The 14,474-nt window shown below is 71.8% G+C and carries 12 protein-coding genes; 10 read left to right on the top strand and 2 right to left on the bottom strand.

Features of this window, described 5'->3' with window-relative positions; all coding sequences use genetic code 11:
- Positions 1-35 precede the first annotated feature (35 nt).
- Entirely contained in the window at positions 36-1,070 is a 1,035-nt protein-coding gene (locus tag QOL16_RS05565) for a cation diffusion facilitator family transporter (protein WP_071285044.1), read from the top strand.
- Between the two features lie 79 nt (positions 1,071-1,149).
- Here the strand turns inward: QOL16_RS05565 and QOL16_RS05560 are convergent, their stop codons facing one another.
- A complete protein-coding gene (locus QOL16_RS05560; RefSeq protein WP_071285045.1) occupies positions 1,150-1,749 on the bottom strand; it encodes a TetR/AcrR family transcriptional regulator in 600 nt (199 codons plus the stop codon).
- Between the two features lie 31 nt (positions 1,750-1,780).
- Between QOL16_RS05560 and QOL16_RS05555 the strand changes: the two genes are divergently transcribed.
- From QOL16_RS05555 to QOL16_RS05540, 4 genes are all read left to right on the top strand, one after another.
- A complete protein-coding gene (locus QOL16_RS05555; protein WP_071285046.1) occupies positions 1,781-3,421 on the top strand; it encodes an ABC transporter substrate-binding protein in 1,641 nt (546 codons plus the stop codon).
- Positions 3,422-3,561: 140 nt separating this feature from the next.
- Positions 3,562-4,482, top strand: a complete 921-nt coding sequence (locus QOL16_RS05550; RefSeq protein WP_254780299.1) for an ABC transporter permease — start codon at positions 3,562-3,564, stop codon at positions 4,480-4,482.
- The gene (locus QOL16_RS05545; RefSeq protein ID WP_083393841.1) at positions 4,479-5,360 is read left to right on the top strand and encodes an ABC transporter permease; all 882 of its coding nucleotides are present in this window, start codon (positions 4,479-4,481) and stop codon (positions 5,358-5,360) included. Before QOL16_RS05550 ends, QOL16_RS05545 begins: the two co-directional genes overlap by 4 nt.
- Positions 5,357-6,961 (top strand): ABC transporter ATP-binding protein, encoded by a 1,605-nt coding sequence (locus QOL16_RS05540; protein ID WP_071285047.1) that lies wholly within the window; start codon positions 5,357-5,359, stop codon positions 6,959-6,961. The genes QOL16_RS05545 and QOL16_RS05540 overlap by 4 nt, the downstream gene beginning before the upstream one ends.
- Positions 6,962-7,106: 145 nt before the next feature.
- Here the strand turns inward: QOL16_RS05540 and proP are convergent, their stop codons facing one another.
- Positions 7,107-8,681 carry a glycine betaine/L-proline transporter ProP gene (gene proP / locus QOL16_RS05535; RefSeq protein WP_253181547.1) on the bottom strand — a complete coding sequence of 525 codons (1,575 nt, stop codon included), beginning with the start codon at positions 8,679-8,681 and terminating at the stop codon, positions 7,107-7,109.
- Positions 8,682-8,954: 273 nt separating this feature from the next.
- On the opposite strand from proP, the gene valS reads away from it, so the two are divergent.
- From valS to QOL16_RS05510, 5 genes are all read left to right on the top strand, one after another.
- Positions 8,955-11,546, top strand: coding sequence for a valine--tRNA ligase (gene valS / locus QOL16_RS05530; protein ID WP_071285048.1), 2,592 nt, complete (start codon positions 8,955-8,957; stop codon positions 11,544-11,546).
- Between the two features lie 65 nt (positions 11,547-11,611).
- The gene (locus QOL16_RS05525) at positions 11,612-11,863 is read left to right on the top strand and encodes a hypothetical protein (RefSeq protein ID WP_071245813.1); all 252 of its coding nucleotides are present in this window, start codon (positions 11,612-11,614) and stop codon (positions 11,861-11,863) included.
- Positions 11,864-11,925: 62 nt separating this feature from the next.
- Positions 11,926-12,588 carry a hypothetical protein gene (locus QOL16_RS05520; RefSeq protein WP_139197312.1) on the top strand — a complete coding sequence of 221 codons (663 nt, stop codon included), beginning with the start codon at positions 11,926-11,928 and terminating at the stop codon, positions 12,586-12,588.
- A 33-nt stretch (positions 12,589-12,621) separates the two neighbouring features.
- On the top strand, positions 12,622-13,758 hold the full coding sequence (locus tag QOL16_RS05515) for an XRE family transcriptional regulator (RefSeq protein WP_071245809.1): 1,137 nt from the start codon (positions 12,622-12,624) through the stop codon (positions 13,756-13,758).
- A 130-nt stretch (positions 13,759-13,888) separates the two neighbouring features.
- Positions 13,889-14,467 (top strand): TetR/AcrR family transcriptional regulator, encoded by a 579-nt coding sequence (locus QOL16_RS05510; protein WP_071285049.1) that lies wholly within the window; start codon positions 13,889-13,891, stop codon positions 14,465-14,467.
- The last annotated feature ends 7 nt before the right edge of the window (positions 14,468-14,474 follow it).

Genomic DNA, 14,474 nt, shown 5'->3' with positions numbered 1-14,474 from the left:
GGGCGAGTCTACCGGACGCCGAGCATGCTGGAGGGATGCCCGAACCTGAGAAGCAGGACCGTCCGGAGTCCCTGCTCACCGTCGTCATCGCCTTCGCCGCCAACCTGCTCGTCGCCGTCGCCAAGACGATCGCGTCCGTGCTCACCGGGTCGGCGTCGATGACCGCGGAGGCCGCACACTCGTGGGCCGACACCGGCAACGAGGTCTTCCTGCTCGTCGCCGAACGGCGCGGTGCGAAGCAGCGCGACACGAAGCACCCGCTCGGGTACGGCCGGGAGACGTACATCTGGTCGATGTTCGCCGCGTTCGGCCTGTTCACCGCCGGGGCCGTCGTGTCGATCTGGCACGGGATCACCGAGCTCGGCGAGACCGGGCCCGCCGAGGACGTCGTCCTCAACTACGTCGTGCTCGGCATCGCGTTCGTGCTCGAGGGCACGAGCTTCGTGCAGGCCTACCGGCAGGCGCACGGTGCCGCGACGAAGCGCCGGGTGCCCGTGCTCCGCCACGTGCTGCAGTCGTCGAACCCCACGCTCCGGGCCGTCTTCGCCGAGGACGCCGCGGCGCTGGTCGGGCTCGTGATCGCGTTCCTCGGCGTGCTCCTGCACCAGCTCACCGGACTGGCGGTGTTCGACGCCGTCGGGTCGATCGCGGTCGGGGTCCTGCTCGGTGTCGTCGCGATCGTGCTCATCGAGCGCAACCGCCGGTTCCTGCTCGGCGAGGCGACCTCCCCCGAGCTCGAGGACGCCGTGCTCACCGAGCTGCTGCGGCGCGACGAGGTGGAGCGGGTCACCTACCTGCACCTGGAGTTCGTCGGGCCCTCGCGGGTGTTCCTGGTCGCGGCCGTCGACCTGGAGGGCAACGAGGACGAGGAGCACGTCGCGGTGCGGCTGCGTCGTGTCGAGGCGTCCCTCGAGACGAGCGAGTACATCGAGGAGGCGATCCTCACGCTGTCGCTGCCCGGCGACGCGTCCCTCGCGGGGAGGAACCGTGGACCGGTGGCCGCGACCGTGCGGGACGGCACGGCGGAGGACGTCGCCGCGGGCGGTGCGGGGACGCTGCGGACCGAGTGACGACCGGCGACCGCGGCCCGGGTGGTCGGCGGTCCGTCCGACCTTCCGACCGTCCGAGCCGGCTACCGGCCCCCGCGGCTCAGCGCGCGTCGAGGCCCGCGGCCACCGGGGTGAGCGCCGCCCCGACGTACTCGACGAGCGGGCGGCGGGCGACCCCGTCCGCGACCCAGACCCCGAACGCCGCCGCGGCAGCGCCGAGCATCGCGCCCGAGACGGTCTGCGGCCAGAGCGACGCCGGGTGCTCCCCCGTGCGTCCCCCGACGAACGCGGCGACGGCCGCGTGCTGCGCCGTGACCCGGGCAGCCACGCTCGCGACGAGCTCGTCGCCGATGCCCATCACCTCGGCCTGCGCGATCGCCCACGGCACCCGCTCCGGGTCGTGGGCCCGGGCGGTCGCGAGCAGCGCCTGCTCCACGGCCCGCACGGCCGCTGGCTCGGTCGACGCCGCGAGGTGCGAGGGCAGCGACGCGACCGCGGCGTCGAGCTCGAGCCAGAGCACGTCGGACTTCGACGCGAAGTAGTTGAAGAACGTGGCGCGGCTCACCCCGGCGCGGGCCGCGACGTGGTCGACCGTGGTCCGCGCGTAGCCCTGCTCGAGGAACAGCTCGGCGGCCGCGTCGGCGAGGACCTCGGCGCTGGAGCGTCGGGGGCGGCCACCACGGCGCATCGTCTCGTCCATGCGCTCATTCAACCGCTAGACTCGGGCAGCCATGATCTTGGACCGAGTACAGAAAACACGCCTGCGCGCCACGAGCAGCCTCGCGGGAGCCGCCGCCCTCCTCCTCGCCCTGACCGCCTGCACCGGCGGCGGCGCGGCGACCTCGGCCAGCACGCCGCAGACCGGCGGGACGCTGACGTACGCCTCCGGCGACGCCGAGCCGACCTGTCTTGACCCGCACGTCGGCGGCAACTACCCGCAGGCCCTGCTGTCGACGCAGTTCATCGAGGGGCTCACCGCGCTCGACGACGGCAGGCCCGTCCCGGCCCTCGCCCGGTCGTGGACCACGAGCGACGACGGCACGACGATGACGTTCGACCTGCGCGACGACGTCACGTTCTCGGACGGCACGCCGTTCGACGCGGCGGCGGTCGTCGCCAACATCGAGCACGTGCAGGACCCGGCGACCGCGTCGAGCACCGGCTACCTGGCGCTGCAGTCGATCACGAAGGCCACCGCGACCGACGACCACACGGTCACGCTCACCCTGAGCCGGCCGGACAGCGCGCTGCTCGAGTCCTTCTCGCAGCCGTGGGTCGGCATGGAGTCGCCGAAGGCCCTGCAGCGTCCGCAGGCGACGAACTGCGAGTCGCCGGTCGGCACCGGCCCGTTCGCCGTCACCGCCTGGCAGCACGGCGACCGGGTGACCCTGCGGAAGAACGACCGGTACACGCCGCTGACCGGCTCGACGAAGCCGCGCCTCGACGGCATCACGTGGCGCTTCCTGCCCGACTCGACCTCGCGCTACGCCGCGCTGCAGTCCGGCCAGGTCGACGTGGTCGACAACGCCCAGCCGGACCAGCTCAAGGCCGCCTCGGCGAAGGGCGCGATCCGCGACCTCGACGCCCCGCGCCCCGGCGCCTCGAACCGCCTCGAGCTGAACTCCGGCCACGGCGTCTTCCGCGACGAGGCCGTCCGCAAGGCGTTCATCGCGGGTGCCCAGCTCGACCCGGGCCTGCGCAGCCTGTTCCTCGGCACCGCGGAGCGCTCGTACTCGGTGCTGTCCAGCGTCGAGCCGTACGCCTACTCCGACCCGAGCCTGTTCCGGTACTCGCCGACGAAGGCGAAGGAGTTCCTCGACGAGGCCGGCTGGAAGGTCGGCAGCGACGGCGTGCGCGAGAAGGACGGACAGCGCCTGACCGTGACCTTCCCGGTGTCGACGAACCAGTCGGTCCCGGCCGAGCGCAGCCTGTTCCAGCAGGTCCAGGCGTCCGAGAAGGCCGTCGGGTTCGACGTGCGGATCGAGGAGCTCGACCTGTCCAGCTGGTACGCGGCGCTCGCGAAGAACCAGTACGACGTCGTCAGCGCCCCGTACACGAAGGTCGGCGCGGACGTGCTCCGCATCCTGTACGACAGCGCGAGCATCCGACCGGCACCGTCCGGCTACTTCGCGAACCTCGCGCAGCTCGACGACCCCGAGGTCGACCGACTCGTCGAGCAGGCCGCACGGACGTCGGACACCGCGGAGCGCGGGAAGCTCTACGAGCAGGCGCAGCGACGCATCCTCGCGAGCGGCACGGTGCTGCCCCTGTACGACCAGCAGAACCACTTCCTGTACCGCTCCGCCGTGCACGGCATCCGCACCACGGCCGTCTCCACGCCCTGGTTCGGCACCGCGTGGATCGACCGCTGACGCGGTCACCGGCCGGGAGGCCCGTCCCACGTCGGTCGCGCGGCGGGCTGCCCGCCGGGTGGCCGGGTTGGTCGCTGTGGGGACTCCGCCGTGCGGCCGGCGGTGTCGGGGTGCTCTGGGCCGTCGCGACGATCGTCTTCGTGGCGATCCGACTGATCCCCGGCGACCCGGCACTGGCGATCCTCGGCGGTCCGGGCTCGCAGGCCTCGGCCGAGGCGGTAGCCCGGGTCCGCCAGGACTACGGCCTCGACCAGCCCGTGCTCGTGCAGTACGCGGTGTTCCTCGGCCGGCTCGCGACCGGGCACCTCGGGGACTCCTACGCGTTCCGCACCCCGGTGGCGGGGCTGCTCGCGCAGCAGCTGCCGGTCACCCTGACCCTGGCGGTCGCGGGGCTCGTCGTCGCGTGGGTCCTCGCGATCGGCGCGGCCTGGTGGTCGACGCAGCGCGGTCGTGTCGCCGCGGCGCTGACCGGTGCGATCACCGTGACGGCGAGCGTCGTGCCGCACTTCTGGCTCGGCAGCGTGCTCATCGTGGTCTTCGCGAGCGGTCTCGGGTGGGTGCCGGCGGTGTCGGACGGCACCCTCGCCGGCTGGGTGCTGCCAGTGCTGACCGTCGCGGTGCCAGTCGCCGGCTACCTGGCCGAGACGGTGCGGGACGGGGTCGTCGACGCCCAGCGCTCCGCGTTCGCCCTCGCGGCGCGCGGTCGCGGTGAGTCCCCCGCGGGCCTGTTCGGGCGCCACCTGCTCCGGCACGCGGTCCTGCCCGGCATCGCCCTGTCCGCGTGGGCGTTCGGGTCGCTCGTGTCGGGCGCGGTGGTCGTCGAGTCGGTGTTCGCGCTCCCGGGCGTCGGACGCGCCCTCGTCGGCGCCGTGACCCAGCGCGACATGCCGCTCGTGACCGGGATCGCCCTCGTGTCCGCGGCGGCCTACGTCGTCGTGCTCGCCGTGGCCGACCTCGTCGAGCGGGTCGTCGATCCCCGGGGCGGGACGGCGGAACGGTCCCGGGCGGGCCGCCGTGGCGGCGCACCGCGCCCGACGCACACCGGGGCGGGCGCACGGTGAGCGGCATCGTCGACCCGCGCCTCCCGGCCGACACCCGTGACGGCGGCCGTGTCCGCCGGTCCGAGCGATCTCGTGGGGGGACGCTCGGACCGGTCGGCACGGCCGCCGCGGCGGTGGTGCTGCTGGCGGTCGTCGCGGCGGCGTGGCCGGCGCTGCTCGGCGGCGGCGACCCGCTCGCCGTGCACCCGGAGGTGGCGCTGCAGGCGCCGTCGTGGACGCACCCGTTCGGCACGGACGAGTCCGGGCGGGACGTCCTCGGTCGGGTCGTCGCGGGCACGCGGGCGTCGCTCGTCGTCGGTGTCCTGGCCACCCTGGTCGGCGGCGCGGTCGGCGTGGTGCTCGGCACCGCGGCGGGCCTGGGCGGCCGGGTGGTCGACGCCGTCGTCGGGCGGGTCACCGAGGTGGCGTTCGCGCTGCCGCTGCTCCTCGTCGCCCTCGTCGTGATCGCGGTCACGGGACCCGGGCCGGTCCCGGCGACGCTCGCCGTCGGCTTCGCGACCGCACCCGGGTACGCCCGGATCGTCCGCGGGCTCGTCCGGACGGCCCGGCGGTCGCAGGTCGTCGAGACCGCGGTGCTGCAGGGCCGCCGACCCGCGCTGATCACCGTCCGCCACGTCCTGCCCGCCGCGCTCTGGCCGGTCGTCGCCGTCGCCACGCTCGGCGTCGGACAGGCCGTGGTGTGGGCCTCCGCGCTGAGCTACCTCGGCGTCGGCACCCCGCCGCCCGCACCCGAGTGGGGCGCGATGCTCGCCGACGGTCGGACCTACCTGCTCACCGCGCCGTGGACGAGCACGTTCCCCGGTCTGGCGATCGTCGTGCTCGCCACCTCGGTCACGGTGCTCGGACGCGCGGTGCGACGGAGCGGAGCCGTGCGGTGAGCGTGCTGCAGGTCGAGGGCCTGACCGTCCGGGCCGGGGACACGACCCTCGTGCACGACGTGTCGTTCACGGTCGAGCCCGGCGAGTGCGTCGCCCTCGTCGGCGCGTCCGGTTCCGGCAAGACCCTGACCGCGCGGGCCGTGCTCGGGCTCTCGGCCGCCGGGCTCACGGTCGACGCCGCGGCCCTCCGGCTCGACGGGCGCGACGTCCGCGGACTGTCCGAGCGGCGGTGGCGGTCGGTGCGCGGCGCCCTGGTCGGCTACGTCGGCCAGGAGGCGCTCGGTGCCCTCGACCCGCTCCGACCGGTCGGCCGCGAGGTCGCCGACGCCCTGCGGCTGCACACCCGGACGACCGCTGCGGAACGGGTCGACGCCGTCCGCGCTGCGCTGACCGCGGTCGGCCTCGACCCGGACCTCGCGACCGACGGACGACTGGCCGACACGATGTCCGGCGGGATGCGCCAGCGTGCGCTCATCGCCGCGGCGACCGTCGCCTCCCCCGCCCTCGTCGTGGCGGACGAACCGACCACGGCACTCGACGCGGCCGTCGCGGTCACCGTGATGGAGCAGCTCCGGGCGGCGCAGGAGCGCGGGGCCGGACTGCTCGTCATCACGCACGACCTCGGACTCGTCGCCGGGTGGGCGGACCGCGTCGTCGTCGTCGACGGGGGCACGGTCGTCGAACAGGGGCCGGTCGACCGGGTGTTCGCCGCGCCCGGGCACCCGGCGACCGAGGCGCTCGTCCGGGCCGCCCGCACCGGCGTCGAGCGCACCGCCCGCCCCGACGACCGGGCGGCCTCGGGCACCCGCGACCGGACGGCCGGCGCGGACGCGCCCGCCCTGCTCGCCGCGGACGGCCTGTCCCGTACCTTCGCCCAGGTCCGCGCCGTCGACGACGTCTCCCTCGCGGTGCGGCCCGGCCGCGTGCTCGGGGTGATCGGCGCCTCGGGCTCGGGCAAGACGACGATCGCGCGGATGCTGCTCGGACTCGAGGACCCCGACGCCGGGACGGTCACGCTCGACGGCGGCGCGTGGGCACCACTGCCGGAACGCGACCGCCGGGCACGACGACACCGGGTGGCGGCCGTCGTGCAGGACCCGGGCGCCACCTTCGACGAGCGCTGGACCGTCGAGCGCGTGCTCGCCGACGCACTGTCCGACGGCCGGGAGCGCCGCGCGCGCGGTCCGCTCGCCGACCGGGTGGACGACGCGCTCCGGCAGGTCGGGCTCGACCCGGCGCTCCGACCGCGCTCCCCCCGCACCCTGTCGGGCGGGCAACGGCAGCGCCTGGCGATCGCCCGGGCGCTCGCGACCGAACCCGAGGTGGTCGTGCTCGACGAGCCCGTGACCGCCCTCGACGCGACCGTGCAGGACGCGGTCCTGACGCTGCTCGAACGGCTCCGGGACGCGACCGGTGTGGCGATGGTGTTCGTGTCGCACGACCTGCGCGCCGTGCGACGGACGGCCGACGACGTGCTCGTCGTGCACCGGGGGCGCGTGGTCGAGCACGGCCCCGCGGCCCCGGTGTTCGACGCGCCGGAGCACCCCGAGACCGTGCGGCTGCTGCGCGCCGCCGAGCGGCTCGCCGCAGGCCCCGCCTGACCGGTGGACGCGGCCGCGGGCACGGCCGCGGCCGCGTCCGGCGCCACCGAGGGCGCGGCGCCACCACGGACCGGGAGCCACGACGGCCGGGAGGCGCGGTGCGGGACGGACCCGCACCGCGCCTCCCGGCCGGATGGTGACGTGCCTACGCGCCCGTCGGCTCCTTGTCCTGGCCCGCCGTCGGGGCGTCACCCGAGATGATCGGGATCTCGCTCGTCGAGAAGTCCTTCGCCCAGTCGGACTGCGCGAGCTCCGAGGTCGGGTCGTTGTAGTCCTTGATGACGTCGGCGATCTCGTCCTCGTGCGCGACCGTCGGGCCCGAGCCCATGAGCGGCGTCGCGGCGGTCTCCTTGGTGAAGTACACGGCGACGAGGCCGATCACCGCGGCGAGCATGAGGTAGAACGCGGGGATGTCCTCGGCCCACGACAGGCCGGCGTCCTTGGCGCCCGCGATGAGCGCCTGCGTCGCGAGGGGCGTGGTGCCGCCGAACAGCGAGACGGACACGTTGAACGCGATCGCGAGGGCGCCGTACCGGATGATCGTCGGGAACAGCGCCGGGAGCGTCGACGGCATGGTCGAGGTGAAGGTCACCAGGACCAGGCCGAGCAGCAGCAGGCCCGTGAAGACGCCGACACCCGTGCCGGTCTGGACGAGCTTGAGGGCCGGCCAGGACAGCACGATGAAGCCGATGCAGCCCGCGGCCAGGACCGGACGACGGCCGAACTTGTCGGACAGCCGCCCGCCGAACGTGATGACGACCATCATGAGGATCATCACGATGACGATGAGGATCAGGCCGAACGTGGCGTTCTGGCCGAGGTTCGTCTCGAGGTACGTCGGCATGTACGACAGCAGCATGTAGTCGGTCACGTTGAAGACCAGCACGAGGCCGATGCAGACGATGAGCGAGCGCCAGTTCTCGGCGAACAGCTTGAGGAACGGGGTCTTCTGCGACTCGCGCTCGGCGGCCTGCTCCTGCTGCTTCTGGAAGGCCGGGGTCTCCTCGAGCTTGAGGCGCAGGTACAGCCCGATCAGGCCGAGCGGACCGGCGACGATGAACGGGATGCGCCAGCCCCAGCTGAGGAGCGCGTCCTCGGGCATCGCGTACTGCAGCACGGTGACGATCGACGCGCCGAGCACGTAGCCGGCCAGCGTGCCGAACTCGAGCCACGAGCCCATGAAGCCGCGACGCTTGTCGGGCGAGTACTCGGCGATGAAGGTCGCGGCGCCGCCGTACTCGCCACCCGTCGAGAAGCCCTGCACGAAGCGTGCGACGAGCAGCAGGACCGGGGCCCAGAAGCCGATCGTCGAGTACGACGGGATGAGGCCGATCATGAGCGTGCCGGCGGCCATCAGGATCATCGTCAGCGCGAGGACCTTCTGGCGGCCGATCCTGTCACCGATCGGGCCGAAGACGGCGCCACCGATCGGGCGGACGATGAACGCTGCGGCGAAGAAGCCGAACGTCGCCACGAGGTTCGAGGTCGGGTCGCCCTCGGGCAGGAACACCTTCGAGATCGTGACCGTGAGGTACGCGAAGATACCGAAGTCGAACCACTCCATGGCGTTGCCGAGCGCGGCGGCGGCGACCGCGCGCTTGAGCAGCGACTCCTCGACGACGGTGACGTCGTCCTCGGTCAGCTTGCGGCGTGCGCGCTTCGCGGCGGCCTTCGTGCGCAACGGCCGGTCGCCGTGCGGATGTGCATCGTTCGGTGCCAAGTTCGTTCCTCCGGTAGTGCTGCGTCTTGCCTTCGGGCGTCCGGCGGAGAGCAACGATGCGGTCCCGACGGAACCCACGCTCGCCGGACAAACCCCGACAGACTAGCAGCCGCCCTCCAGCGTGTCCTCCCCTCCCCTGTGGTACGCGCACACCGCGGCGGGTGCAGCGCCGGGACCCGCTCCGGTACGATCGACCCGCCGTGCAGTGCGCGCGGACACTCAGGCACCTCACCACGGACTCGGTGCCGCACACATCGATCGAGAGGCCCTGCCATGTCGAAGCCCATGCCCGAGAAGCCCACCGTCGACGGACTCGAGCAGGTCTGGGGCCCGGTCTGGGAGCAGGACGGCACCTACCGGTTCGACCGCGACAGCGCCACGAAGGACGCCGTCTACTCGATCGACACCCCGCCGCCGACCGCCTCGGGCTCGCTGCACATCGGTCACGTGTTCTCGTACACGCACACCGACCTCAAGGCCCGGTACGAGCGCATGCGCGGCAAGCACGTCTTCTACCCCATGGGCTGGGACGACAACGGCCTGCCCACCGAGCGCCGCGTGCAGAACTACTACGGCGTCCGCTGCGACCCGCAGCTCCCCTACGACCCGGCCTTCGTCCCGCCGTTCGAGGGCGGCGACGGCAAGTCGAGCAAGGCCGCCGACCAGGTGCCGGTCTCGCGTCGCAACTTCATCGAGCTGTGCGAGCGCCTGACCGTGCAGGACGAGCAGCAGTTCGAGCACCTCTTCCGCACGCTCGGCCTGTCGGTGGACTGGACGCAGTCGTACCGCACCATCGACGACACCTCCCGCGCGAGCGCCCAGCGCGCCTTCCTCCGCAACCTCGAGCGCGGCGAGGCCTACCAGGCCGACGCCCCGACGCTCTGGGACGTCACGTTCCGCACGGCCGTCGCGCAGGCCGAGCTCGAGGACAAGGACATGCCCGGCGCGTACCACGGGCTGGCGTTCCACCGCACCGACGACGGCGAGGACGTCGTCATCCAGACCACCCGCCCCGAGCTCCTGCCCGCGTGCGTCGCCCTCGTCGCGCACCCGGACGACGAGCGCTTCCAGGACCTGTTCGGCACGACCGTCCGCTCCCCCTTGTTCGACGTCGAGGTCCCCGTGCTCGCGCACCACCTCGCGCAGCAGGACAAGGGCGCCGGCATCGCGATGGTCTGCACCTTCGGCGACACGACCGACGTCGTGTGGTGGCGCGAGCTGCAGCTGCCGAACCGCGCGATCATCGGCTTCGACGGTCGCGTCCGCTCCGACGAGCCGGCGTGGATCGAGAGCGCCCGCGGCAAGGAGCTCTACGCGGAGATGGCCGGCAAGACGGTGTTCTCGGCGAAGAAGGTCCTCGTGGACGCCCTCACCGAGTCCGGCGAACTGATCGGCGACGTGAAGACCATCACCCACCCGGTGAAGTTCTTCGAGAAGGGCGACAAGCCCCTCGAGATCGTCTCGACCCGCCAGTGGTACATCGTGAACGGCGCGCGCGACGAGCAGCTCAAGGAGACGCTCCGCAAGCGCGGCGAGGAGATCGCGTTCCACCCCGACTTCATGCGCGTCCGGTACGACAACTGGGTCGGCGGGCTGTCCGGCGACTGGCTCATCTCGCGCCAGCGGTTCTTCGGCGTGCCGATCCCGGTCTGGTACCCGCTCGACGGCGACGGCAACCCCGTGTACGACCAGCCGATCGTCCCGACCGAGGCCCAGCTGCCGGTCGACCCGGCGGCCGAGCCGGCCCCGGGATACGAGGAATCCCAGCGCGGCCAGGCCGGCGGGTTCCAGGGCGAGCTCGACGTGATGGACACCTGGGCGACCTCGTCGCTCACGCCGCAGCTCGCGGGCAAGTGGGAGACCGACACGGAGTTGTACGACCTGGTCTACCCGTACGACGTCCGCCCGCAGGCGCAGGACATCATCCGCACCTGGCTGTTCACGACCGCGCTCCGCAGCCAGCTCGAGGCCGGCGTCGCGCCGTGGAAGCACGCCAGCATCTCCGGCTTCATCGTCGACCCCGACCGCAAGAAGATGTCGAAGTCGAAGGGCAACGTCGTCACGCCGCTGTCGATCCTCGAGCAGCACGGCGCCGACGCGGTCCGCTACTGGGCCGCCTCGTCCAAGCTCGGCACCGACGCGGCCTTCGACCCGCAGAACCCGAAGCAGATCAAGGTCGGCCGTCGTCTCGCGATCAAGGTGCTCAACGCCGCGAAGTTCGTCTACGGCTTCCCGCTGCCCGAGGGCGCCACGAGCGTCACCGAGCCGCTCGACGTCGACGTGCTGGCCGAGCTGGGCGCCGTGGTCGACCAGGCCACCGCGGCCTTCGACGCGTTCGACCACGCCCGGGCCCTCGAGGTCACCGAGCGCTTCTTCTGGACCTTCTGCGACGACTACCTCGAGCTCGTGAAGGAGCGTGCCTACGGCACCGCGGCCGACGCGACGCACGAGACCCAGGCGAGCGCGGTCCTGGCGCTGCGCGCCGCGATCGACGCGCTGCTCCGTCTGCTGGCACCGTTCCTCCCGTTCGCGACCGAGGAGGTGTGGGCCTGGACCCACGACACCAGCGTGCACCGCGCCTCCTGGCCGACGCGGGCCGAACTGCCCACCCAGGCCGAGCCGACCGGACTGCTCGGTGCCGTCGGGCAGGCGCTCATCGGCATCCGCGGCGCGAAGACGGCCGCCAAGGCGTCCCAGAAGACGCCCGTGACGCGTGCCGTCGTCGCGGCTCCGCCGGAGCAGCGCGTGCTCATCGAGCGCGCGGCGGTCGACCTGGCGGCCGTCGGCCGCATCGAGAACCTGTCGTTCACCGACGGCCCGGAGCTCGCGGTGACCGAGATCGAGCTGGCGGAACAGCAGGCGTAGCGTCGCCCCCACGGGCCGGGTCGCGTCCGCGACCCGGCCCGTCCACACCCACCCTGGAGGCACGGATGCAGTTGGGCACACGCTGGAACGTCGGTGGGCAGCCGCCCGCGCGACTGCCCGAGACGATGGTCGTCGCCGTGCGCGGCGTCGAGGACGAGCTGGCAGCGGCCTCGGTGGACGCGTCCACCTGGGGCTGGACGCTCACCTTCCTCGAGGGCAAGCCGATCGTCGAGCTCGACGACGGCACCTCGATCCGCCTCGACCCGGCCGGGCACGCGCAGGTCACCGACCCGGACGACGCGGCCGAGGAGGACTGAGCCGAAGTTGCGCGAAATTCGACCTCGATTGTGGTAGCTTTTCACGCAACGGAGGGGTGCACATGACGCAACAAGCTCGGCAGCATCGCGAGAGCGAGCCGAAACTCGAGGACCTCGGACTCGATCCGACGATGTTCCGAGATGCTGCGTCACGCGGCCTCGACAGTGCACTTTCCCGGACCGGGTTCGCCAACCCCGGAGCGCAGTCGAACGACCTCTACCAAGACCTCAGCGAAGACATCCGGAGACGGCTCGGACGCATGGGGTGGACGGTAGGAACCGTCAACAACCAGCGTCGCATCGTCCACCCGGACGGCTTGCTCGCCATCGTCGTCACCGCGGCGAAGAACGTCGGTGTGGTCGGCGATCCGCTCCTCGTCCCGGTGACGACCCCGAAGGGCCCGGTGACGCGGAAGTCCATTGATCGGTACAACCGCCTCACTGGTCAGGGATTCTTCCAGTTCGACGGCGTTCCCGATCCTGTGCGTGCCGATCCGGACGAGCTCGCCGCTGCGGCTCCGCTTTGGTTCCTCATGCACCACCTGGTGGGACGCACGCTCCTCCTCGAGCTTGCCGAGCCGATCGGCTACCGTCCGACAAGTGGCAAGGTGGACACCTGGGGTCGGCGGTTCCCGATCGACCCCATCTCCTTCGATGAGGACGACGGTTTCCCGGATGACACCGAAGGTCCTGCTGATCTCGACATCCCGATCACCCGGCGCTGAACCCGAACTCAGCGCCAACAAGAAGGTGCTGCAGTGTTCACCCCATCACGTCTCCGACTCGCAAGGCTTCGAGCAGGACTCTCTTTGGTCAAGCTTGCTGAACTGTCGAACGTCTCAAATCGGTCGTTGTCCGGGTACGAGAACGGAGACTTGGTGCCGTCCCGGGAGGCGTTGGAAAAGATCGGCGACGTCCTCGGAGTACAGATCGCGTTCTTCGCGCACGACGAGATCGAGCTCGTCGATGTCGAGTCGGTGAGCTTCCGGAAGCTGAGCAAGACCACTGCAAGCGTTCGAGACGCTGCTCTCGCCGGAGCGACGATCAGTCTCGAGCTCGCCGACTGGATCGACCGCAACTTCGTGCTGCCGGGCCCCGATCTTCCGACCCTCGACAAACATGATCCGGAGACCGCAGCAGAGATCCTTCGATCTACTTGGAAACTTGGTTCCGGGCCGATCGCGAACCTCTTCCACTCGATGGAAGCGCACGGCGTTCGAGTGTTCGCAATCACCGAGGACGTTCGCGAGATAGACGCTTTCTCCTTCTGGCGAAACGGGGTTCCGTACGTCTTCCTCAGCACGTCGAAGACTGCCGAACGTCAACGATTCGACCTTGCACATGAGCTCGGTCACCTCGTCCTCCACGGCGACTCGCCGGAAGCGCCCCAGGGCCGCGAGCGTGAGCTCGAGGCGAACGTCTTCGCGTCCGCATTGCTCATGCCTGCCGATGGCCTGTTGCCGCAGCGGCTGAGGAGCGCGTCCGTCGACCAGATCCTGAGGGCTCGATCCCACTGGCGGGTCTCAGCCATGGCACTGGCTCACCGCCTTCATGCTCTGAAGCTCCTGACCGACTGGAACTACCGCTCGATCTGCATCGAATTGGCGAAGCGTGGGTTCAGGACCGAAGAACCCGGTAGCGATCTCGTGGCCGAGACCTCGCAGGTCCTTCGGAAGGTCTTCTTCGGCGACGGCTCCTCGAACGTGACGGCCGAAGCGCTTGCCGAGTTGCACGTCAGCCGCCAGGAACTCCTCGGTCACTTGCGAGGGCTCGTCCCGATGGCGCTCGATCGAACAGCGAGCCCCCAGAAGATCGCTCCCGTGGTTCCACTCACCCACAGGCACCGATCGCGACCGGAGGACCCTCGTCGGGCTCACCTTCGTCGCGTCGAGTAAGTTCTCGAACCTGCACCCGCTCATTCCTGCACGCGCTTGCGATTGGCGATGGCTGGAGGCGCACGCGTAGGCTCGAGAACGAGCGTTCCGGGAGCAGGACCGGCGACGCACCGCAGGGATCAGGATGGCAATGACACGCTCCGTCGACCCGGCCGTCCGGGACCACATCGTCGAGGTGGCGGACGAGCTGTTCTACGCCCGCGGCATCCAGACGGTCGGCATGGACGAGATCCGGACCGGTGCCGGCGTCTCGCTGAAGAAGCTCTACGCGGCGTTCCCGGGCAAGGACCGGCTGGTCGCCGCGGTGCTCGGCAGCCGGCACGACCTGTGGGAACGGGGCGTGCACGGCGCGGTCGACGCCGCCACCACCCCGCGGGACAAGCTGCTGGCCGTGTACGACTTCCTCGAGTCGTGGTTCGGGGACGACACCTTCCGGGGCTGCGGGTTCATCAACGCGTTCGGCGAGCTCGGGGCGATCTCCGACGCGGTCGCCGAGATCGCGCGTGAGCACAAGGCGTCGTTCCAGCGGTACGTGGCGTCGCTCACGTCGGGGCTCGTCGAGGACGCGGGGCGGGCCGAGGTCCTCGCCGCGCAGCTCGCGCTGCTCGCCGAGGGGGCGCAGACGACGGCGGCGATCGCGGGGACCACCGAGCCGGCGGCGCACGCGCGCGCGGCGGCCGAGACCCTGATCGACGCCGCGACGCGCTGACGCAGCC

It is taken from the genome of Curtobacterium sp. MCBA15_004 (genome assembly GCF_001865055.2).
Classification (GTDB): domain Bacteria; phylum Actinomycetota; class Actinomycetes; order Actinomycetales; family Microbacteriaceae; genus Curtobacterium.
The sequence above is the reverse complement of the archived record's forward strand: the minus strand, read 5'-3'. Positions and strand labels throughout refer to the sequence as shown.

Coding starts and splice junctions, on each gene's coding strand:
- QOL16_RS05555 (WP_071285046.1), top strand. CDS start 1,781: ATGATCTTGGACCGAGTACAGAAAACACGCCTGCGCGCCACGAGCAGC.
- QOL16_RS05510 (WP_071285049.1), top strand. CDS start 13,889: ATGACACGCTCCGTCGACCCGGCCGTCCGGGACCACATCGTCGAGGTG.
- QOL16_RS05525 (WP_071245813.1), top strand. CDS start 11,612: ATGCAGTTGGGCACACGCTGGAACGTCGGTGGGCAGCCGCCCGCGCGA.
- QOL16_RS05560 (WP_071285045.1), bottom strand. CDS start 1,749: ATGGACGAGACGATGCGCCGTGGTGGCCGCCCCCGACGCTCCAGCGCC.
- QOL16_RS05520 (WP_139197312.1), top strand. CDS start 11,926: ATGACGCAACAAGCTCGGCAGCATCGCGAGAGCGAGCCGAAACTCGAG.
- QOL16_RS05565 (WP_071285044.1), top strand. CDS start 36: ATGCCCGAACCTGAGAAGCAGGACCGTCCGGAGTCCCTGCTCACCGTC.
- valS (WP_071285048.1), top strand. CDS start 8,955: ATGTCGAAGCCCATGCCCGAGAAGCCCACCGTCGACGGACTCGAGCAG.